This window comes from Pedobacter sp. AC190 (genome assembly GCF_979258025.1).
Genome location: NZ_OZ409824.1, coordinates 1,046,012 through 1,066,020, shown reverse-complemented (window position 1 = coordinate 1,066,020; position 20,009 = coordinate 1,046,012). Strand labels below are relative to the sequence as shown.

Sequence of the window (20,009 nt, the reverse complement as noted above, 5' to 3'; positions counted from 1 at the left end):
TTTCGAATGCTTGTTAGTCAATATTACCGTTGATTCACTAAGTCTCCGCGTTAACAGTTTCTGAAATTAGCTGCGTTACTTTCACTCATTAGCCCATCTTCGGTAAAGACTTTCAGTCTTTTTTTTTCCTTTTTCCGTTTCTTCTGGAAGCACAACATTTTGAGGTCTTCCCCTGCTCTGGCATTGTTGATTAGTAACCTCTTTAATAATTTGAGATCTTGAAAATCGCTTGCTCCATTGGCAAGGGAATTGACGGGTATGCTACAAAGTGCAGGCATAGCGGTCAGGATGGTGATGCCATCTTTCGGCATAAGCACAATTGTCATGTTTTTTGAATTTATTTAGCTGATACTATTTGTTTCAGTATCCTCGGGTAACCAATCAGATCTGTAGCTCGATGAATATGTCGTCACTGCTTTCTTGCTCGAAAATCGAGAGTACTTTTTCCAAAACAAGTTGTTTTAGCGCAAGTTTCAGATCACCCAATTCCATTCCTAAATCCTTTGAAGCCTGCGCTAAGCTGAACATTCCCCTGGTAGAATCTTTAAGTTCTTCCGTCAGATATCTTCTAACTACTTCTTTGTTGCTCATAGTGCTCATATACTATTTAATCTAATATTATAATTTGACTGCGTTTCACTGATACGCAGTTGCTTACTTACCTTTTTTATCCACAGATTGAATTGATTCATTTGCCTGTTCAACCTCGACTTCTTTAATGGCAACTGCGTAATGGTTAGGATGGATCTCTGAACCGTATGCAATGGCATATGATTTAGTGAACTCCGCGCCAAAGTATAATATGATGGAGGAATAATAGGTCCAAAGTAAAAGAATTATAAGTGAACCAGCAGCCCCATAAGTACTCCCGATATCACTTTTTGAGATATAAATCGATATCGCAAATTTACCAGCCATGAACAATAAAGCGGTTATTAATGCCCCGGATAACACGTCCCGCCATTTGATTTTAGCGTCAGGAAGCACTTTAAATATAACGCCAAAAATCGAGGAAATTACCACTAGCGTGATGGCTGTATTGATGATATAGAAAACAATTACAGATACATCCTGGAACCGGCTTTGTAGCCTGTCACTAAATCCGTCTAATACGGCTGTAACGGCTAAAGAAACCAATAACAAAAATCCTAGTGAGATGATTACTGAGAAAGAAAGGAAACGATTTTGCAGCATCTTCAACCAACCTCTTCTAGGTTTGGGCTTTATCCCCCAAATGGTATTGATTGAATCCTGTATGTCTGCAAAAATGCTGGTGGCTCCAATAAGCAATGTTACCAGGCCGATAATAAAAGCGATGGTACCCTTGTCTCCAAGTCCTGCACTCTTGATCATCTCCTGCAGCTGCATCGCAGTATCTGAACCCAAAAAACCTTTCAACTGTTCAAATATCTTTCCCTGCGCGGCCTCTTTTTTCATAAAAATCCCACATAAGGCAATGATTACCACGAGCAACGGTCCCATGGAGAAAACAGTATAATAAGCCAGAGAACCACTCATTTTAGTAACCTTATGATCTCCGAAACCAGCAAAAGAAGATTTCAGTACATTCCATATCCCTTTCAGGCTGAGCTTTTCCTTGTTAACGGGTTTTTCAGTCGTAGTTAACTCTTGGGCATCGTTATATCTTGTACTATAAGCGACCAGTTTTGAGGCCGATGTAGCTAACTTTGGAATAGCGATTACTGGGGACGGCTGAACGGTTTTAGGGCTAAGTGTTTTTTTTATAACCTGTTTTGTTGCCATTGATATTAGGCTTCGATTGACAAAACCTGCTTTTCTGAGTATTGTTTTGCGAAGTAAGGAAGCCACAACATCGGGAATGAGTTCCCCTTTTGGATCTTTGAGCTGATCCCCCTTTTTATCTAAACCAGTTCGGAGAATTTTTTTTGCGAATTCCAATGGGCGATGGTTGGTCAGAACGTTTACAAGTGATTTTATTTCTGATTCCCCTAGGGAAATTTCTCTTCTAAGCTCGACATTATAATCCTCCAGCTCTTCCTGGCTTCTAAAGCTTTTATTTTTCTCGATCATTATCCAAATATTTGTGTACAAGTTTTCTAATGGACATATCGATCAACATCTTCTCAATGAAAGTTCTCCTTTTTGAAAATACGCCAATTGCTATGACCAGATAAAAACAGGTGAGACTGCCAAATCCCAGAGCATAGCTGTTGAACAAACCAGAGAAGAAAAATCCCAATGTTATGGTGCCGAAGAGAAATGCCAGTAAAATGCAAACCGACATAATAATATTAGTCACCAGATTGGCCGCCAGTTCGGAAATGAAAATAATCGAACGGTATTTTAAAAGTTCAAGTCGATGTTCGATATTGAGGCGAACAGCATACAGAACGCCTGAAATTTCACTAAATAAATCTCCCATAATAAATTAAGCCTCGGCAGGTTTTTCAGATATTTCTTCTTTGACCTCAGCAGATTTGCCCTGAGCTTTCTCTGCAAGCTCCTCGCTCGCTGCAGTTAGTTTTTTAATTCCCTGTATGGCGTTATCGACGATTCTGTCCTTTAAATCTGAGAGTGCTTTTGATAACCTGTCTTGAGTTTGCTCACCTTTATCAAGAGCGAAGAGGATCCCGAGCGCGGCGCCCGCTGCAAGTCCGGCGATCAGTGCGGCTATTGTTTTCGAATTGTTGTTCATCTTTCAGGGGTTGTTTATTTGCATAACCGTAAGTTCCTGGTTTTTGTTTTCTTTTTCAGTTATAGGTAATACACATTCGGCATTCGAAGCTGTTAAACATGTTCTGTATGTTGAACGCTATTAGCATCTTTACAGAACTTTTGGCGATAATTGGTGTTGAATAAGCAGAAATACCATAAAGTCAAATGAAAGGGAGTTCCACAAAACTTCGCAAACGATATATAATCATCGGCAGCATTCTTTTAATCTTGGTGCTAATTCGCATTGCGCTACCCTATATCGTTTTGAAATACGTGAATAAGACTTTGGCTGAAATGAAAGGATACTATGGACATGTTAGCGATATTGATATCCATTTATACAGGGGTGCCTATCAGATTGATGGGCTGTATATTAATAAGGTAAATAGTAACAATAAAAAGCAGACAGAGTTTATCCGCATTAAAAAAACAGATCTGTCTGTGGAATGGAAAGCCCTTCTAAATGGTGCATTTGTGGGAGAACTTGATATTTTTTCACCCAGACTCGTTTTTACAAAGGATAAGACCGAGATTGGCAAAGTAGCCAAAGATACCAATGATTTTAGAAAAGTGCTCAAGAGCCTCATGCCACTCAAGGTGAACAGGTTTGAGGTGCATGAGGGTAGCATTCATTATGTTGATCCAGGTTCTTCACCCAAGGTGGATATCTCTGTTAAAGACCTTCACATAATCGCGTCCAATCTGACTAATAGTAAAGATGAAAAATCAAGATTGCCGTCTGCGTTGCTCGCTGATGGTAAGGCGTATGATGGTACGATAACCATAAAGATGAAACTCGATGCTTTAGCCAAACAACCTACTTTTGATCTGACTGCAGATATAAGGGGAGCAAACCTAGTCAAGCTGAACAGTTTTTTAAAAGCATACGGAAAGTTTGACGTCAGCAAAGGTACCTTCGGGCTCTATAGTGAGTTCGCAGCAGAAAAAGGTAAATTCAAAGGCTACGTTAAACCCATCATAAAAGACCTGAAGGTCCTTGGGCCTGAAGATAAAAAGGATGGTTTCTTTCAGAAAGTAAAGGAGGCACTTATTGGATTAGCTGGTAATATCCTGAAAAATCCTAAAAAACAACAGGTTGCAACAAAAATTCCCATTGAAGGAACATTTAAAGATGCGTCGGTAGATAGCGGGTCGGCAATTTGGGAAGTGCTAAAGAATGCATTTATCGAAGCACTTATGCCAAGTATTGACAATGAAATCTCTATTGCCTCGGTAGGAGAAGTTGATGGGAAAGGCAAGAAGAAAACCTTTTTCGGGCGATTGTTCTCAGGAAAAGATGAGGAACCCAAGAAAGAACCCTCAGGTTTGCGGAAATTAAAAACTACTAATTAAACGTGTTTGTTTAATCTATTGTTTAAGTGTTTAAACTTAGCATTTACTTAACGAATAAAGGCAGCCATTCTCTTTTGGAATGTCTGTAAACTTATTCATATTTACGAGATTAGAAGAAACATATTTTTGGTGGTAATGAACTAATTGACATAAGTTTCCAGATGTTCTCAATTTCCTTTTCCTGAAAAAGAGTTGGTCCGATTGCATTGCCAAATCAACGGTATCCCGGTGACCACTCTGAACAAAAAAATATATTTGACCCCACTTTGCCAAATTCATAAACCAGAAGATAATTAATGATTTAATATAATTTAATTTCTAGCGAGATGGGGTCAGTCGGCTGTGGTTTATCCACTCCAAGGTTGATTTCTCTATTTTGAGGTACAATGTTAAAAATTTTAAAGGATTGTAGTTATGAGATTTTTTGGGATAGATTGAAATTATTTGTGCTTAGTTCAGCTTTTTTATTGATTAATTAGACCAATAACTAAATTTTGGGCTTACTTTATGCGTAAGAGTAAAGCGCATTTGATTAATAGGGGCTTCGTAATCAAATCACAGCAGACTGATATCAATACTGATTCTTGTGATAAAGTGCCGATCTGGAGTGGAACTGAAAATGCACTCACTATCTATGCCATATGCAGCTTCAATTCTGTTTTGAATATTTTCAATGCCTAAGTTTAGCCCAGAATCGTTCAATCCAGTATTTATAAGGTTTTTGGTTTCTATTTTTAGCTTGTTCTCATTTATAAAGATGTGCATGCTTGCTGGATCATCAGGCTCATTTAAGTTTCCGTGCTTAAAAATATTCTCTAACAGGGTTAAGATGATTAGTGGAATAAAAGGATACTCGAGAACCGCTGACTCCACTTGGAAATGAATATTCAGAGTTCCGGATTTTGGAATTTGCCATAGACTGATATAGTTTCTAGCATGCTGAATTTCCTCTTTGAGCAGAGGGGCTTTTTCACTGTATTCCGCTTCCAGGGCGAAGCGGATCATGTTGGATAGTCGCACGACTGCACTAGCTACCTCAGGTTGTGAATTTTGGGTTAAGCTAAATATATAGTTTAGGGTGTTGAAAAGGAAATGGGGGTTAATTTGGGCTTTTAGATAGGCATGTTTAGCCTTACTGAGTTCTAGTTTGGTTTGCTGTATAATGATTTTCTTTTCCAGGGCTCTTTTTTCGAATTCTGCTCTGCTGCTACGCTCTTTTACATACACCCCAAAGTAGTAGTACAGGAAAGCTAGGATAACAAAATATAGTCCTCTCCAGGCGGTGCCTGAAATATATTGCCTGTTTAGCGCAGGCTTTTTTCCCGTATAAAGTTCCCAGTGTTTAAGCGCACTATCCAGGCCGTATTTCAGAATAATGAGCATTAAAAAGCTTATTGAGAGTAACAACGGCAATCTCCAAACCCACTGCCAGCCTTGCTCGAGACTATGGGGCAAAATAAATAAGGAGAGAAAGTAAAATAAGGCAATATTGATCAGGTAATGGCCAGTCAGCAAGTAAAAATTGCCTATTGCTCCAAGGGCTATTCGCATAGTCGTGAGTTCATAGCTGATCAGAAAAACCCAGGCGAAGACATTCCAAGAATACATTTTTTTCCATTTTATTCTGCCGAAATTTTTAGTCAGATCGGCTTTCAAATAAGTCAACATAGCTTTTGAATAAAGATATTTTTATCGCATTTCCAGGCTGGTAGCTTCCCCTCATGAAGCAATCAAACCACTCAAAATTGAACCGGAAAACGGTGTTTGTTTTCCGTTCCAAAGCCAATAGGCAACTATCTAGTACTGATCCTACCGAGGCCACAATGACAATAGTAGTAACCACGGTTACCTATACTGGCAGGGTAGCAGAAAGAGGCAAGGGCTAATCCTTTCTAAAAAGAAGAGTATTATCTTCCAGGTACCTGATGAAATTTATTTTAAATGGCGCAGTCATCAATACATCATACTTCTGCAGGTGTATGGTGTTGCCTTGGATGGATTGGATGTGATGGGTGTTAATGATATAGGATTTGTGTACCCGGTAAAAGTTGGAGTTCTGTGATAATTTTTTTTCCATGTCTACAAGGGAATAATAAATCATAAAATGTTCATGTTCTGTAAATATATACAGATAGTTTCCTGCTCCCTGTAAATAAATGATGTCCCTCTTTTGGACTTTCACACGGTAGCCGCGTTCTCCAGTGCGGATGTAAAATGCCTGATTATCCTCATCTAGCGGGTTGTCGAAGCATTCTCTGATTACTGTATTTACCTCTTCTGCGAAACGGCTAAGCTCGATCGGTTTCAACAGATAGTGTTTGGCCCGAAGCTCAAATGCTTTGAGTGCATATTCGGCAAATGCGGTGGTAAAAACAATGTTTGGAGTGGTTCGCTGAATGTGTTTGGCTAACTCAAGGCCAGATAGTCCTGGCATGTCGATATCCAGGAAGACAAGGTCGGCCGCAATCGAGTTGATGCTGGATAAGGCCTCCAATGAATTCTGATAAGTTTTCAAGACTTGAAGTCTTGGGATCTTGGCGATATGATCGGTTATAACTTTTATCGCAAAGGAGTCGTCGTCTATAATAACGCAATTAATAAGATTTTTCATAATGATAAAATAGGGTAGAACAAGCTCTCATTTTTATTCCTATTTTGTTTATGGCTTTTTACCCCTTTTTGACTGGGTAAATTTACCCTCCTGTAGCCAACTGGAAGATCCAATGTATTTGACCCTGTAGCGCAGATTTTAAATTTTTTATAAGCAGTTGGTGAATAGGGTGTTGCTGTAATTGTTTCTGGTGATAAGGGATCAATTGACAGCGGTTTATCCAATACGCAACTTGTTGCCAACGGATTGGGACTCGCCAAATCAATATACTACAAAGGCATTGTTACAGGCAAAGCCCCTTTTCAGACCAGCGCAACTTCCCAGGGTGAATAGGACAGATTACATCTTCGCACTTGCGGAATTGTTGCCAAAGAAAGTGGAAAAGTTGTTGCCTGGGCGTCCATGACACCAATTTCTCATCTTGCATGTATGCAGGTGTAGCTGAGGTCTGCTTATGATGCCTATGTGGAGAGCCATTCAGGCTTTAATCAATAAATATCTGTGGTAATTAATCAATTAATACTTCATTTGCATATTTTATTCTAAAATTTAGCACGATAGAGTCTCCAGGGTTTATTTTAATGGTTTTAGGTTTTGAAAGTTTGTAACCCACAAAGCCAGCTCTGATTTTGTAGTTACCTGGTTTCAACTGCGCCTTGTATATACCATTATTATCTGCCATTGCAATTGTTGTCGTATCACCTGCTCTAACTGCTCCAGGTAATATGCTGCCACTATGAGCATCAACTATTTTTCCTGTGATAATACTTTTGGTGGTGCCCAATTTATATCTTTTAATATTATAACTGGAGCAGGCAGAGATCCCTACAGCAGGAATTAAGATTGAAAGAATGATTTTCGTAAGTCTCATTTTTGTAGTTTTTAATTTCTGCTATTTTAATTAGCTGCACAGCCAAGGGATTTTACTTTTTTTGATAGGGGATATCCATTTGCATTAGCGCCGCATTGTTCTATGAGAAGATTAATCTGAATCCAATCGTGCTCACTTTGGTTAAGGGTTTTTAGAACCAGTCTCGTTAGTCCTCGTGGAAATCTCTAAAAATATAGGCATATGTTGCCGACTGATGTTGGTTATTTCTTATAAGTTTTTAACTCTTTACCATATTCTCATGTCATTTAAAAGGTTCTCCATTCGTGATACTGGTTTCTGCATATCTTTAGTCAGTATAGGGACTTCTATAATCACATACTTTTGCAGTTCGGATAAACTAATTTTTCCGTCACGGTTTGCATCTGCATGCATCCCGCCGAGTCCCTGTAGAACTGAATAAGTAAAAGCTCCATTGTTCCATGCGTTTGCTTCAAGCGCTTCGTCAGTTGCCCCTGCGGATGGAATTACCGTCGCGCCCGTTGAAATCCTTAGATCGACAAACATTTGCTTCATCATCTCGAAGGTATTCTCAAGCCCCTTCTGCTTTTCAAAAAGGGTGAGGTTTGATCCACCGCGGAAATTTAGGTCTTCATTGGTTTGTTTTTTAGCATTGCCAATCGCAATGTCTTCTTTGTCAATTTCACCAGAGTGGCAGGCGTCAATCATCAGTAGTTTATTTCTGGCTGGTATATTATCCAAAAGCCCCTCCAAATCGGCATATAGTAAACCTTTTTGGGACGGGTTAGAGAAATTCATATCAAATGTCGAAAGATAGTAATCGAGCTGGTCATCAGGAATACCGTGTCCAGCATAAAACAAAACTATTTTATCATCCTCATTTGTGTTTAACAAGGTTTTCTTCAGATTCAAAATGTTTTCTCTGGTTACCATCTCGTTCAATAGAGAAATTTTGATGATTTTATTATATGTTATTTTTCCTTTTGAAAAAAGATTTTGTATATCCTGAGCGTCCTTCGCTGCATAATCTAGTTTTTTTCTTTTGTCAAGATAATCGCTGACCCCTAGAGTGATAACATAAAGATTTGGTAGTTCTGCAGCGCCATTGTATGTGAGCGAGAATTGGTCCCTCAAACTTTCAATTCCTCTGGAATTTAGAACAGTGACCTCAATCAGGTTACTACCTGTCGCAAGCTTCACAGCGACATCTATCTTAGCTTTTTTTTCCTGCCTTTTTTCTAGCGGTAGTCCCATCGCCCCATAGATGGGGACACCATTTATGTAAACATTCAGCTTCTGGAGATTAAACATTTCATCGTTTGCTTCTACCGAAAACTTTACAAGTCGCAGAGACGATGTAGTAGGTAGAAGAGATTTATTGGCAATTTTAACCTGGGGGACATTGCTGGAACGATCGGCTTCAAAGCGGACGGGGTCAAAGCCTAATTTTTTTAAACGCTTCTGATAGATCCGTCTGTAAACCTCTATAGTCTTTACAGGCGCTGTGCCCATAAGCTCCAGCACCTTGTCTGGCCTGTTGAATTGCAAGTCAAACTGTGAGAATGAATAAAGATCGTTTCCTAATCTGAATTTTAATTTTTTTGCAGCGTCAGGAGTTGACATATAGTAGCCCTCGGGCGTGCTCACCATATAATCTGTGCTGTCTACACAGAAAAATTCCGCCAGTTCCTTACCACTTGACAGATCCCACATCCGGAGTGAAAAATCATCACTTGAGCTGATGAGGAGCTTGTTGTCAGACGAAAAATTTATTGCAGTGATTTTTTGTGTGTGACCGCTTAATGTTGTAATCAGGGCCCCAGTACTCATATTCCATATTTTTATTTTCTGGTCAAGGGCAGCAGTTGCCAGAAGGGACTCATCTTCACAAATTTTAAGGAGGTTAATCGGCTCAGTATGTCCCCGAAATGTTTTAGAAACAATCCCCTTATTGATATCCCAAATTCTGGCTGTTTTATCATCCCCCGCACTTATAAATGAAGTGGTATTTTTTAAAAACGCCAAATCCCGGACTGCTGAGAGCTGCATGAATGATTTGAGTGGTTTCAGGTCTGAGCTGCGCAGGAGTTTTATCTCCCTTGATTGATCTCCTCCATTACTAAGCACAAACTTCTCATCGCTACTCGAAACTGCGACCTCACCACTGGCTATTAGTGCTTCAAGTTTTTTATGACCTCCTCTATTTTCCAGAGTTGCTTGCTGTTTATCTGCGGACAGATCAATTACTCCGTTTCTAATATTCCAGTTTGCAGAGCCATATTGATGGTGAATGTTGATTGTTGAATCGCCCTTTGAAAAGCTGATTTGATCGATATAATTCCCATTACCTGCGATTTTATCGATTAAAGTTCCACTCTCAGGCTCTATCCATAATACCCCACTTTTGCCTTTGCTGTCTTGAAAACTGGCTAGGAGTTTTCCTCCGTCTGGAGAGAATGCCACAGCGGTAAGTACAGCGGAAGGCTCTTCAATAATTTTCGATGTTTTAGTTTTTCCAAAACTGGATACATGTATTCTCTGTTTTTCCAAACTTGCTACGCGGAGGCTTGTGGCAGACAGGCTTGAACTTGAATGGGGAAGGAAATTTTTTTCATACAAAGTGAGGCCTTGGTTACTCGCCAAATCAACACTTTTAATTACCAAGCTTGCCTTACCTGAGAGATCAACGTCACTTCCCAGGCAGAGTAAACGGTTTGAACCACTGAAATCCAGTTTCTCACACCCTTTATTGAAAACCGTAATTTTTTTTACGAATTTGTCATCCTGGAAAACGTGTAACCGTCCAAGGCCGTCGCTTAAAACGAGTACGTTGGAAGTAGGACTATATGCAGAACTGGTAACTGTAAAATCCTTTGGGAAATAACCCAGCATCTTACCCTGGTTTATCTCCCAAGATGATACACTTTTGCCTATGGTTATAATGTTTGTGCTGGCTGCGGTAAAATAAATGCTGCTTAATCCTTCACCTGAATTTAACACAAGTTGTTCACTTCCTGCCTCTAAGTTCCATATAATAATCCTTCCATCGATCCCTCCAGCAGCAAGGAATTTTCCATCTACAGAGAATGCTATAGAGATTACTGGCGAACTAAAGCCACTGATTTCACTTATTTCAACAAGGGTTTCCGCGTCCCAGAGTTTTACAGAAGCCGCTTTTATTTGGCCATGTTCCAAAAGCTCACCTGCGCCAGTGGCAATTATGCGGCCGTCGGGAGAATATGCAATTGTATTAATCCGGCTGTTATGTCCTTTTGGAATAATAACCTCCGCCTGCTGTGCATAGGATACTATCGATGAACATAAGAAAATTAAAAACACAGTGAGTCCTTTCATTATCTGATCTTACTTGGTGCATCAAAATTACGCGTTTCAATTGGAGCGGATAATGTGTTTTTTGAGTTATATCCTACGACCTGCAAGCTATTTCGCTGGCCCCATTTAATAAGCTTTGAATTACTCAGCGGAATGTTTATTGCAGAAACTGCACCTGATGCACTTTTGCTTAGCACCCTTGCATCAGGATAAGCAACTATGCCATTGATAATTACTTTAACATTTCCAATACCTCCTCCATTATTGCTTAACTGTATGTTCAATACAGGGTTTTTTGGATTCACGACCTCATTCAGTTTTACAGTGGGGTAGAGGTCTGAACTTGAAAATGGTGGGATTGGAGGCAAGTTCCCAGGTGCATATCCTAAGAGAATAGGCAAAAGCCCTTTTTTATAATATCGGCTCCGAATTTGTTCGAGCGGGATCGTTATCGATTTAAAAGAATAGTACAGGGTCTGGAGTGCTTTGTCAGATCCGTCAAAGTAGCCTTCTGGGGTAATGATGAGCCACTCCGAAACATCAATTGGAATTAAAGAGGCGATCTGTTTGCCCGATTCTGTGCTCCAGAGCCTGGTGGTGTTGTCAAGACTTCCCGTCACGAAGTATTTTCCCGTAGGCGAGAATTTAGCGGAGAAAAGCTCTGCAGTGTGCCCGGTGAAAACCATGCTTTTTTTGCTGTTGATATCAAATAAATTGGCTAATCGGTCGTATCCCGCCGTTAGAATCTCACTCTGGTCAGGAGAAAAACTCACCGAGCTGACATCCGAACCATGGAGATCGTAGCCCTTGGTTTTTAAACCTAATCCAGTATTCCAGAACCACACGCTTTTATCGTTACTGCTGGTCACCATCGTCTTTCCATCCTTTGTCAAATCCATCGAAGTGATTAGCTCATCATGATTGTCCTGGAAAGTTTTTAAGTATTTACCTGTCTCTGCGCTCCAGACCTGCACCTCTCCAAAAGCTTTTTTAACCTTGTCATTATCCGCCAGACGAAAATCCTGTTTACCGCCAAGGTAAATTAACTTTCCATCGGGGGAAAACATTATACAGGTGCTCACATGATTAGATCCAGTCTTGAGAATGCTTCGCGAGAAATTTGAAATAAGTTTTCCCGAAGCAGCCTCAAATAATATTAGGGTAGAGAAAAAGTCGTTCTTATTTATAGCGGCCAGCTTCTTGCCATCAGGAGAAAATATAATTGCTCCGGATCCTGCGCCAATTGCATAAAGCGCTTTGCCGGAACTTATTTCATAGACCACTCCAGCATTACCTGCATTTCCCACCGCAATCAAATTATTGTCAGGAGAAAAAGATAGTGCAGTGATCGAATATCTTTGATCCTTTAGTATTTTAACCAATGCTCCAGTTTCAATATCCCAAATTTTTGCTGTACCATCCTGACCTCCTGTTGCAAGATATTTCCCGTATGGTGAAAAAGTTACCGCCAATACCCCGCCACTCCTTGTACTAAGTACTTTTATTGTTTCACCACTCAATGCATCAACAATTACTGCTGCACGGTTTGCAAGTCCAATCACGATTGAATTTCCGTCTGGTGAAAATTCTGCAGACATCATGTTGGTAAAGGTATTTTTTAGTTTTCTGATCACTTTCCCAGTTTCCAAGTCAATTAGTTGTATCAAACTGTGATACCCTATTAGAACCACTTTTTTGTCTGGCGATACAGCGGCAAAACTTGCCGAACCGTTAAATTTCACTTTAAGTTTGTTTTTATTATGCAAATCATAAACTCTTCCCTGTCCATCGCCAACTGCGAAGGCATACTGTCCGTCGTTGGTAAACCCTGTCAGTAAAATTTCAGAACCAACGTTAAAGAGTCCAAACACAAAACTAGAAGTTTCATTTCCCTGTCTGTCCCAGAGTTTTGTTGGTTCATCAGTAACATCCCGGTTGTGTATCATATTAACGCCTCCGCCTCCGGTTATGATAAAATCGCCCTGAGGATAATAGGCAGCTGACAATATTTTATACCTGGATTCGCGGATGGTAGTGGTAACTTTACCCGTACTGAGATCATAGATTTTTGCTGTTTTATCCTTGCTGGCAGACAAAAAACGATCTTCAGCAAAAAAATCAACGCATGAAATGGAATCAGAATGGATTTTAACGGTGTTGATGAGCGCTCTGCTTTCAAAATCCCATAAAAGGATGCTCCCATCCTGACATCCCGCTAAAAGGGTTTTGCCGCTTGGGGAAAATCGAAGAAATGACGGAATAGATTTAAGTCCTTTGAAGGTATTAAGCTCTCTTCCTGACGAACTTTCCCAGCTTCTGATTGTTAAGTCCGGACTGCCTGTTAACACAAATTTTCCATCAGGGGAATAGGTAGCCAGTGTAACCTGCTTGGTATGTCCAGCTGGTAATACTAGTTCAGGCTTCTCCTGCGCAATAATTAAGCTTGCGAAAAAAGAAAAAAATGTAATGAGTAGCGTTCTTTTCATATTATATGAATTTGGTTATGGATGAAGAATGAATTCTAGGATTTCCTGCTGATTTAAGTAACCATAGTATACTGAAAGTTCATCTAAAATGATATCTTCAACTATTTTCACTCTGTTTGGGCTGGAGGCGTATAGTAGGTTTAAATTACTCTTCAATACCTTTACTTCCTTAATTAATTGCTCAGGCGGATAGGAAGAGATTTTCAGTGCGGAAATCAATTCAGATTGTTTTTGAACCGCATCGTAATAATAAAGGCCTAGCGCGGATGTGTTTGCCTGATTAATGGGTTTTCCATCGACCAAAAAAAGGTTTTTGTCAATTACCAATGCAATCTCACCGGAAGAATTTCCAGCAATGTCAAAGCTGAGTTTTTTGTTAATTATTTCGCCGTTCAAAGTATAACGGATGAAAAAAAACTGCTTCGTTAAGTCTGTGAAAGCGGATTTGGAAAGAGAAAAACTTAGTGTGTCTAAAAGTGTCAGACGGGGGATGGTGTCTCCTTGTTTGCGGGCAAGATTTTTGAAAAAAAACTTAAGATCATTTTTTGAATTGATGACGCCACGTCCTGCCAGGGTCTGAGTTAAGTTAGTGGGAATGAGATTTTCACTTAGCTTAACTAAAATTCCTGGAAGTCTGCTCGAGTTAAGCGATTTTTTACGTCGCAAGGTGTAGCGTCCCTTCTGCGGGCTTATGAGTGCTACTAAATCTTCATCACTATTGAAAATTAATGCATCATCCAGCTTGAGCTGATCACCGATTTTCAGAGCCTGACGGGTTTTAGAGCTCATTACTTTTCCGTTTATATGTGAAACATAATAAATGTCATTCGACTGGCTGAAAAACAACTGTAGGAAAATCAAAATAACCATCATGCTATAACTTATTTTTTTTATGTGCCTTAAATTCAAGGTACAGGGATACTGCTGTTAGGTAAAGGGAAATCAGTACCACATCTATGTGTTTGTGAAAAAGTGAAAATGAGACTAACGACAAAAATCCGGTAATTAGGAAGAATGTGAAAAATTCTACCAGCGCCGATCCAAAGGGTGTATTTTTGAAGTATTTTATTACCTTTTCAAATACTATTGGCGGATAAAAAACCAGATAACTTAGTAGGGAGAAACTAAAAAGCATGAATAATAACCATGACAAACTGATCTGGTTATCTCCTTTTAAAAAACCAATGATAAGATTTGCAAGGATTAACGACCCTGGTACTTTGCCGCTATAGGTTGGGTGGAGATCGCCACTGAAATCCCCAATAATGATAGTTTTTCCACGAAAAAACTGATCATAAAATGTTTTTTGATCAGCTTCCAGCAAATCCACAATTTCGTTAAGCGGGATAAGTTTACTTTTGCCTCCAGCCGCATCTAAATCAGAGATGGAAATGTAGTTCTCATAAATAATAGTATTGAAGTATACCTTTCCTTTTAACCATAAAAGGCCCAAGGTCTTGCGAGCAGTCATACCCGAAATCTGCTCAACTATTTTTAAGGGAATTGTCGCTGCGCCTGAAGGGGTTGAGTATTGGTATTTTAATAATTTGTCGGATGAGTAAAGCCCCGAAGATTGTTGATAGCCAGCATAGCCCGTATTTACGCCCTTCAGGTATGGATTCAATACCTGATTTCCTTCCCGGGAAAAAGGTACGATCAGTCCATTTACGTGTTTTATTGTTTTGCTAAACTCCTCATCCTGATTTGTTGCGATGTCGAAAAGTAAATCGCAAATAATAGGCTGATCAGGCTTATTACTTATTTGTTTGAATAATCTTGAAAGTGCTTTTCTGTCCGTTAGTACTTGATTTCCATTTAGATCAACCCTTGGAACAACGACTTTGCTTGCACTCACATCAATAAAGGTATAATCCCCAGATAAGTCGCTTTTTGTTGAGAAAAGGTCATCAATAAATAGTGTTGACTTAATTTGACTTTCTTCAGGAGCAAAATTGTAATCAATGTTTAACGCTAAAATTGCCAGAATGAGCAGGAATGCTCCATGAAGACATGAATAACCTACCTTAATTACAATAGGATTTGACTTTGCAAAAAGCCTTTTAGAGGACATGGGCGTTAAAGAGATTTTAGCTAAAGTTATAATATATTTTCTAATATCCTTACTGATACGCAGTGAATTATATATTTTTTATTGACACGTTGCTGTATTAGCGATTAGAAGTTTCGACTCGTAAGGAATCCTGATGGTTTTTATTTCTCGCTGAAATGTTAGCTTGCAAATTTCCCTGTTAGGTATGCCCGAAATTCGGGACATTCCATTGCCTCGAAGTTATCTAGGTGTAAAAATCGGTTATTCTGTCATTCCGATGAATCATATCATCTATAAACTTTACCATTCGGACAATTCTGAAAAAAAGAAGTTACTATAATCGGAAGTGGACCCGCTGGGATTCGAACATAGTCCGAAAGCATGCGTTTAATCAATATTTATTGGGCTTTCGGTTAGATACTCACCTAGTGACTCACCGCTTTTTTTGTGGCTTTTTAGTGCAAATGCTATACTGTAAATGTAACTTTTTTTTTGAAGTTTGAAGTGATATTTTGAAATTCATCTAAAAAAATATTTCTGCGATTTTTAGGATTAAGTAGCAAAAAATTCATTTTTCTCTGGTCGACAATGTTTCCTGCTGAACAATATTCATCAGATGAACATTTGTAGTCAATCTTTGAAAGGGTTCGAGCCCCATCATCCACCAAGAAGATCAAATTTACTATGAATGCTCCCTCTGGAAAAAATACAGATCAGCAGACAGGCCCGGATCTACCGGTGAAAAAGCAAGAAAACCTGCTTTACAATACTGAATCACCAAACCGTTTCTGATCTCGGTTTGAGGTACATTGTGGGCATCGCAGCTATATAAAGAGCAAACACCACAAAAAAAAGATCATAGCAACCTTTAAACAAATATCAAAGATTTTGTGTGCGCAGATATTTCTGACGATTTATGTTGTAATTTCGGTCAATAAACGCGCTTAAAAAATAATGAACATAAACGATAAAGGACAAGTTGGGGAAGATTTTGTTAACAAACTGGCATTCGACTCTTTTCTGAAATATTGGTGTTTCCCAGGTCCAAACGACATCACTGGAGACAACAAGGAAATCTGCGATCTACTCATCATATTCGATGAGGCTTGCGTGATCGTCTCCGTAAAAAATTACGCTTTCAGTGGTAACTATGAAAGGTATTTCAATCACACCATCAAAAAAGCCGTTAAGCAGATCAACGGTGCTGAGCGAAAACTATTCGGCCAAAGGGCAATCCTGATACAGCATCCGGATCGAAACGGTGAACTATTTCCCAAAGAGGAGATAAAGGATATTTACCGGATTATTGTAAATCTCAATACAGGCGTGAAATTCTATCAGTCTTCGTTTGTTGAAAATGGAAAACCATACGCCGTGATGGATGCGGAAGCCTGGATGGACGCTGTCGAATTATTGGACACCATTCCAGATTTCCTGAATTACCTCAAGACAAGGTTTGAATTTTTTGGCACCAGGCCAGCATTTATCTTCCCACGTGAGGAGTATGACTTTGCAGAGAACGATGCACTTGCCGCTGAAAGGGCTGTAAAAGAAATCACAAAGGAAACCGGAAACCTCATTATCATCAACGGTAAAGAAGTCGATCTGATCGCCTATTTTTTGGCGAGCGGCTTTTCTTTTGAAAACGTTCAGGAGCCGATGCAGAGAGAAAGCCTGCTCTTCAGTATTGATGGACAATGGGATCAGCTTCGCACGCACCCAGTTTATCAGCAAAAACTGGAATTGGAAAAAGACAGTTATTTCTTTGACAACCTGGTTGCGAAACATGTAATCAATACCGATAAGGGCCACCATCTGGCAAGGATGCTTTTCAGATTCAAGCGGCTTGAACGTGCACAGCTATCCATGGAATTCCAGAAATACCATGAGAAAATCAGCTTGAGACCAAACGTCCAGGTGAACAGGACAAGGCTCATCTTCAAAGACACCCATTTTCTTTTTATTTGGTTTTCAGACAAAGTTGACATAAACCAAATCAATGCTTTCCTTGAGTTAGCGATGCTACACGCCCACTATAGAACAAAATTCAATAACCAAGAACTTGGAGCGATCGCCTTGTCCAGGTCCAAAGAACATATCGCATATGGGTACGCCAAGCAGTTGAAGGATCCATCCAAAGAGGAGCTAACGCAAATGGAAAAACGCTTCCAAGCAGAAGGTTGGGATTTAAACTAAACTCAAGGACAAGTCAAACTGTAGCAGCACCGCATCACATTCTTCTACCATAAATCCCGCATCCATCAGCGCAACCGCAAAATCCCCGCGCTAAAGTTGGTTGATTTCCTGAAAGGTTAAGATCATACTAACAGCTAAAGCCGTAAAAGATAGATCCACTTTGTGCTCTTAAGCGGGATAGCTCTTAGATTTGAAAAAACATGCCCATAGAAGTGCTTAAAGTCTCAAAAAGGCTTACAGGATAGTATCAGCTTTCGCCCAATAGACGTAATATGATCGAATTATAGTTTATCGAGCAGTGCTTTCGTTCTCAAGACAAAGGTGGTATTGACTCAGAAAAAAACATATTAAGTAAAATGATTTTATAGTATTGTTTTTCTGAAAGTCATCGAGATCCTTAGCGCTCGGTTTACCCGCATGCCATCAATTTCATCAGCCAGTCGGGCTGGTATTCCGTGTGACCACTTGTAACGGGAATCTCCTGATATCGCTACCACACTGCATGGCTGGAGTATAAACTCCTGTTTAGTCTTGCTGGAAAGCTCAATGAAGTTCATCGCACAGGCTGATCCTAGACTTAACGAGATAATGGTATCTCCGAAGCAAGGCTCACAGTCGACATGGTTTGCAATACCCTGGCCAGGCTTATATTCATTGATGATCACCTGATCAGGCGCTTCACTCATTAGCTGCTCGTGTACAAGTTTATCCGCGATGAATTTTATCCATTCCGGTAAAGGACCTAGGTACATGTCGTAGTTCAAAGACCGCGCGCGGTAATCATATTTCCAACCATAATGCTGTACCCTGCGCTTAAGGTCACCTAACCAGGGCTCCTCGGCGATATGCGATAAGAGTTCCAGCTCCTGTGCTGAGGTGATGAAATCAGTTCGGTATTCCAGCCCAGCAATCCGCATGGGACTGGGAACAGTCTGTACAAGTGTAACAGGCTGCGCTGGTGCAGGATTGAAGAGATCAAATTTCGGTTGGGTTTTCATAAACGCTTCTACAAAGATAAGGTTTGGTATTGAAATGCAGTACGAGCAAATTATGAGACAAAAATACTAAAAATATTAGTAAAATACAATTAAATTTATTATCAGGAAAATGCTTGGAAATTAGGGTTTTTGGATTTAAATTTTACTTTTGTAATAACGCTTTGTCTGGCAGCCAATTCTGCCAAGCTGAGCGCTAATATGTTTAACGCCTCAAAATAAATTAATGCCTGAATTTAAATTTACGCTGCCGGCCATCACCGCGCTCAATGATGACCAGCAATTAGCCTATGACCCAAGGGTTCCAATGCTAATCACCGGTGGCCCGGGAAGCGGAAAAACCGTAGTCACCATTTACCGTTTTTTAAGGGCGGTGCTCGAAAAAAAACACCTTATGCTCTTCACTTATAACCGGGCCTTGATCTACTCGATAAGAGGTACTTTAAGGGACAGGGCCGAAGAACTTTTCGGCGGCTTTGACCAGGAACAAATCAAGCATGTTGTTGAAAACCAGTTGTCAACCTTTTACAACTGGCACCACAAACAGATTAAGTACTACGATGCTGAGGCGGAAGACGAAATTGTCAAAGACAATTTTGAGTCATACGCAGCGGAACACCCACGTTTCGATGAAATATTTTTCGATGAAGGCCAAGACCTGCCCCGCACTGTTTATGCCAATGCCTTTATCCTGGGCGAGACGATTTCAGTTGGCGCGGACCGTGCGCAGAATTACCGAGGGCATTACACCTCGGATGAATTGGAGGATACCATATTTGAGGGGCTGTGGAACCAGGACGCGAGTACCGACCGGCAGTACCTAGAGACCAATTACCGCAATACCAAGGAGATTTTTGAGTTTGCAAAAGGATTTGTGCCAGATGATCCGAGGGTACAGCAAATGGAAACCGAACATTTACGTACGGGCAACCAGCCTGAGGTGAGGGATGGATATACGGTTGTAGAGCAGTTAGGGATGCTCAAAGAAATTATCGAAGCCAACCAGAACAGTAACGTTGGGATCTTGGTCCACTCTCCTGAGGAAATCACCACAATCCGGGTGTTTTTGGAGGGGCATCAGTACTCTTGCCACGAGCACGCACCTGTAGCCCGCTCATTTTCTTACTATTATAACAAGATGAGTATTCCACATGAAAAAGCGATGCAGATTCGCTTAAGTTCGCCATTCATTACTACATTTGAATCTTGCAAAGGACTGGAATTTGATGTAGTGATTTTGCCATTTTTTGAACAATCGGATATAGCGACCAATACAAAGAATGACGACGGGCGATTCAAAGCAACACCGAGCCATTACTACGTAGCAGTGACCCGGGCAAAAAATGATTTTATTGTGTTGTGTAATAAAAAGCCAGAAGCACTGTCTTTTTATTCACGAGTTGAAGCAGCGGGAGAGGATGATGACCTCCCTTTTTAA

The 20,009-nt window shown here is 40.1% G+C and carries 16 protein-coding genes; 3 read left to right on the top strand and 13 right to left on the bottom strand.

The features are described 5' to 3' along the window. Positions 1 to 50: 50 nt before the first annotated feature. The 5 genes from ACZZZI_RS04640 to ACZZZI_RS04620 form a co-directional block, all read right to left on the bottom strand. On the bottom strand, positions 51 to 326 hold the full coding sequence (locus ACZZZI_RS04640) for a hypothetical protein (RefSeq protein WP_463488749.1): 276 nt from the start codon (positions 324 to 326) through the stop codon (positions 51 to 53). A 55-nt stretch (positions 327 to 381) separates the two neighbouring features. Then, on the bottom strand, positions 382 to 591 hold the full coding sequence (locus tag ACZZZI_RS04635) for a hypothetical protein (RefSeq protein WP_463488748.1): 210 nt from the start codon (positions 589 to 591) through the stop codon (positions 382 to 384). A 63-nt stretch (positions 592 to 654) separates the two neighbouring features. Beyond that, positions 655 to 2,052, bottom strand: coding sequence for a YihY/virulence factor BrkB family protein (locus tag ACZZZI_RS04630; RefSeq protein WP_463488747.1), 1,398 nt, complete (start codon positions 2,050 to 2,052; stop codon positions 655 to 657). Further along, positions 2,036 to 2,404, bottom strand: coding sequence for a hypothetical protein (locus tag ACZZZI_RS04625; protein WP_463488746.1), 369 nt, complete (start codon positions 2,402 to 2,404; stop codon positions 2,036 to 2,038). Before ACZZZI_RS04625 ends, ACZZZI_RS04630 begins: the two co-directional genes overlap by 17 nt. A 6-nt stretch (positions 2,405 to 2,410) precedes the next feature. After that, complete coding sequence (locus ACZZZI_RS04620; protein ID WP_463488745.1) at positions 2,411 to 2,677, bottom strand: YtxH domain-containing protein; 267 nt, start codon at positions 2,675 to 2,677, stop codon at positions 2,411 to 2,413. Between the two features lie 314 nt (positions 2,678 to 2,991). Here ACZZZI_RS04620 and ACZZZI_RS04615 point away from each other — a divergent pair, with 314 nt between their 5' ends. Further along, on the top strand, positions 2,992 to 4,050 hold the full coding sequence (locus ACZZZI_RS04615; protein WP_463488744.1) for a DUF748 domain-containing protein: 1,059 nt from the start codon (positions 2,992 to 2,994) through the stop codon (positions 4,048 to 4,050). A 555-nt stretch (positions 4,051 to 4,605) separates the two neighbouring features. Here the strand turns inward: ACZZZI_RS04615 and ACZZZI_RS04610 are convergent. The 7 genes from ACZZZI_RS04610 to ACZZZI_RS04580 all read right to left on the bottom strand — a co-directional run bounded on the left by ACZZZI_RS04610 (position 4,606) and on the right by ACZZZI_RS04580 (position 15,401). Then, positions 4,606 to 5,706, bottom strand: a complete 1,101-nt coding sequence (locus ACZZZI_RS04610) for a sensor histidine kinase (RefSeq protein ID WP_463488743.1) — start codon at positions 5,704 to 5,706, stop codon at positions 4,606 to 4,608. Between the two features lie 226 nt (positions 5,707 to 5,932). Beyond that, a complete protein-coding gene (locus ACZZZI_RS04605; RefSeq protein ID WP_463488742.1) occupies positions 5,933 to 6,661 on the bottom strand; it encodes a LytR/AlgR family response regulator transcription factor in 729 nt (242 codons plus the stop codon). Positions 6,662 to 7,169: 508 nt separating this feature from the next. Then, the gene (locus tag ACZZZI_RS04600) at positions 7,170 to 7,532 is read right to left on the bottom strand and encodes a carboxypeptidase regulatory-like domain-containing protein (RefSeq protein WP_463488741.1); all 363 of its coding nucleotides are present in this window, start codon (positions 7,530 to 7,532) and stop codon (positions 7,170 to 7,172) included. Between the two features lie 246 nt (positions 7,533 to 7,778). After that, on the bottom strand, positions 7,779 to 10,865 hold the full coding sequence (locus ACZZZI_RS04595) for a caspase family protein (RefSeq protein WP_463488740.1): 3,087 nt from the start codon (positions 10,863 to 10,865) through the stop codon (positions 7,779 to 7,781). After that, entirely contained in the window at positions 10,865 to 13,330 is a 2,466-nt protein-coding gene (locus ACZZZI_RS04590) for a WD40 repeat domain-containing protein (RefSeq protein ID WP_463488739.1), read from the bottom strand. Before ACZZZI_RS04590 ends, ACZZZI_RS04595 begins: the two co-directional genes overlap by 1 nt. A 15-nt stretch (positions 13,331 to 13,345) precedes the next feature. After that, positions 13,346 to 14,119 (bottom strand): hypothetical protein, encoded by a 774-nt coding sequence (locus tag ACZZZI_RS04585; RefSeq protein ID WP_463488738.1) that lies wholly within the window; start codon positions 14,117 to 14,119, stop codon positions 13,346 to 13,348. A gap of 85 nt (positions 14,120 to 14,204) precedes the next feature. Further along, positions 14,205 to 15,401: a CHASE2 domain-containing protein gene (locus ACZZZI_RS04580; RefSeq protein WP_463488737.1), complete on the bottom strand. Its 1,197-nt coding sequence runs from the start codon at positions 15,399 to 15,401 to the stop codon at positions 14,205 to 14,207. Between the two features lie 933 nt (positions 15,402 to 16,334). On the opposite strand from ACZZZI_RS04580, the gene ACZZZI_RS04575 reads away from it, so the two are divergent. Beyond that, on the top strand, positions 16,335 to 17,576 hold the full coding sequence (locus tag ACZZZI_RS04575) for a hypothetical protein (protein WP_463488736.1): 1,242 nt from the start codon (positions 16,335 to 16,337) through the stop codon (positions 17,574 to 17,576). A gap of 362 nt (positions 17,577 to 17,938) precedes the next feature. Here the strand turns inward: ACZZZI_RS04575 and ACZZZI_RS04570 are convergent, their stop codons facing one another. After that, the gene (locus ACZZZI_RS04570) at positions 17,939 to 18,574 is read right to left on the bottom strand and encodes an alpha-ketoglutarate-dependent dioxygenase AlkB (protein WP_463488735.1); all 636 of its coding nucleotides are present in this window, start codon (positions 18,572 to 18,574) and stop codon (positions 17,939 to 17,941) included. Positions 18,575 to 18,797: 223 nt separating this feature from the next. Here ACZZZI_RS04570 and ACZZZI_RS04565 point away from each other — a divergent pair, with 223 nt between their 5' ends. After that, complete coding sequence (locus tag ACZZZI_RS04565) at positions 18,798 to 20,009, top strand: 3'-5' exonuclease (protein ID WP_463488734.1); 1,212 nt, start codon at positions 18,798 to 18,800, stop codon at positions 20,007 to 20,009.

Excerpts from the sequence above, each read along its gene's own strand:
- ACZZZI_RS04640 (WP_463488749.1), bottom strand. The coding sequence starts at position 326 with ATGACAATTGTGCTTATGCCGAAAGATGGCATCACCATCCTGACCGCT.
- ACZZZI_RS04635 (WP_463488748.1), bottom strand. The coding sequence starts at position 591 with ATGAGCAACAAAGAAGTAGTTAGAAGATATCTGACGGAAGAACTTAAA.
- ACZZZI_RS04630 (WP_463488747.1), bottom strand. The coding sequence starts at position 2,052 with ATGATCGAGAAAAATAAAAGCTTTAGAAGCCAGGAAGAGCTGGAGGAT.
- ACZZZI_RS04625 (WP_463488746.1), bottom strand. The coding sequence starts at position 2,404 with ATGGGAGATTTATTTAGTGAAATTTCAGGCGTTCTGTATGCTGTTCGC.
- ACZZZI_RS04620 (WP_463488745.1), bottom strand. The coding sequence starts at position 2,677 with ATGAACAACAATTCGAAAACAATAGCCGCACTGATCGCCGGACTTGCA.
- ACZZZI_RS04615 (WP_463488744.1), top strand. The coding sequence starts at position 2,992 with ATGAAAGGATACTATGGACATGTTAGCGATATTGATATCCATTTATAC.
- ACZZZI_RS04605 (WP_463488742.1), bottom strand. The coding sequence starts at position 6,661 with ATGAAAAATCTTATTAATTGCGTTATTATAGACGACGACTCCTTTGCG.
- ACZZZI_RS04600 (WP_463488741.1), bottom strand. The coding sequence starts at position 7,532 with ATGAGACTTACGAAAATCATTCTTTCAATCTTAATTCCTGCTGTAGGG.
- ACZZZI_RS04595 (WP_463488740.1), bottom strand. The coding sequence starts at position 10,865 with ATGAAAGGACTCACTGTGTTTTTAATTTTCTTATGTTCATCGATAGTA.
- ACZZZI_RS04590 (WP_463488739.1), bottom strand. The coding sequence starts at position 13,330 with ATGAAAAGAACGCTACTCATTACATTTTTTTCTTTTTTCGCAAGCTTA.
- ACZZZI_RS04585 (WP_463488738.1), bottom strand. The coding sequence starts at position 14,119 with ATGAGCTCTAAAACCCGTCAGGCTCTGAAAATCGGTGATCAGCTCAAG.
- ACZZZI_RS04580 (WP_463488737.1), bottom strand. The coding sequence starts at position 15,401 with ATGTCCTCTAAAAGGCTTTTTGCAAAGTCAAATCCTATTGTAATTAAG.
- ACZZZI_RS04575 (WP_463488736.1), top strand. The coding sequence starts at position 16,335 with ATGAACATAAACGATAAAGGACAAGTTGGGGAAGATTTTGTTAACAAA.
- ACZZZI_RS04570 (WP_463488735.1), bottom strand. The coding sequence starts at position 18,574 with ATGAAAACCCAACCGAAATTTGATCTCTTCAATCCTGCACCAGCGCAG.
- ACZZZI_RS04565 (WP_463488734.1), top strand. The coding sequence starts at position 18,798 with ATGCCTGAATTTAAATTTACGCTGCCGGCCATCACCGCGCTCAATGAT.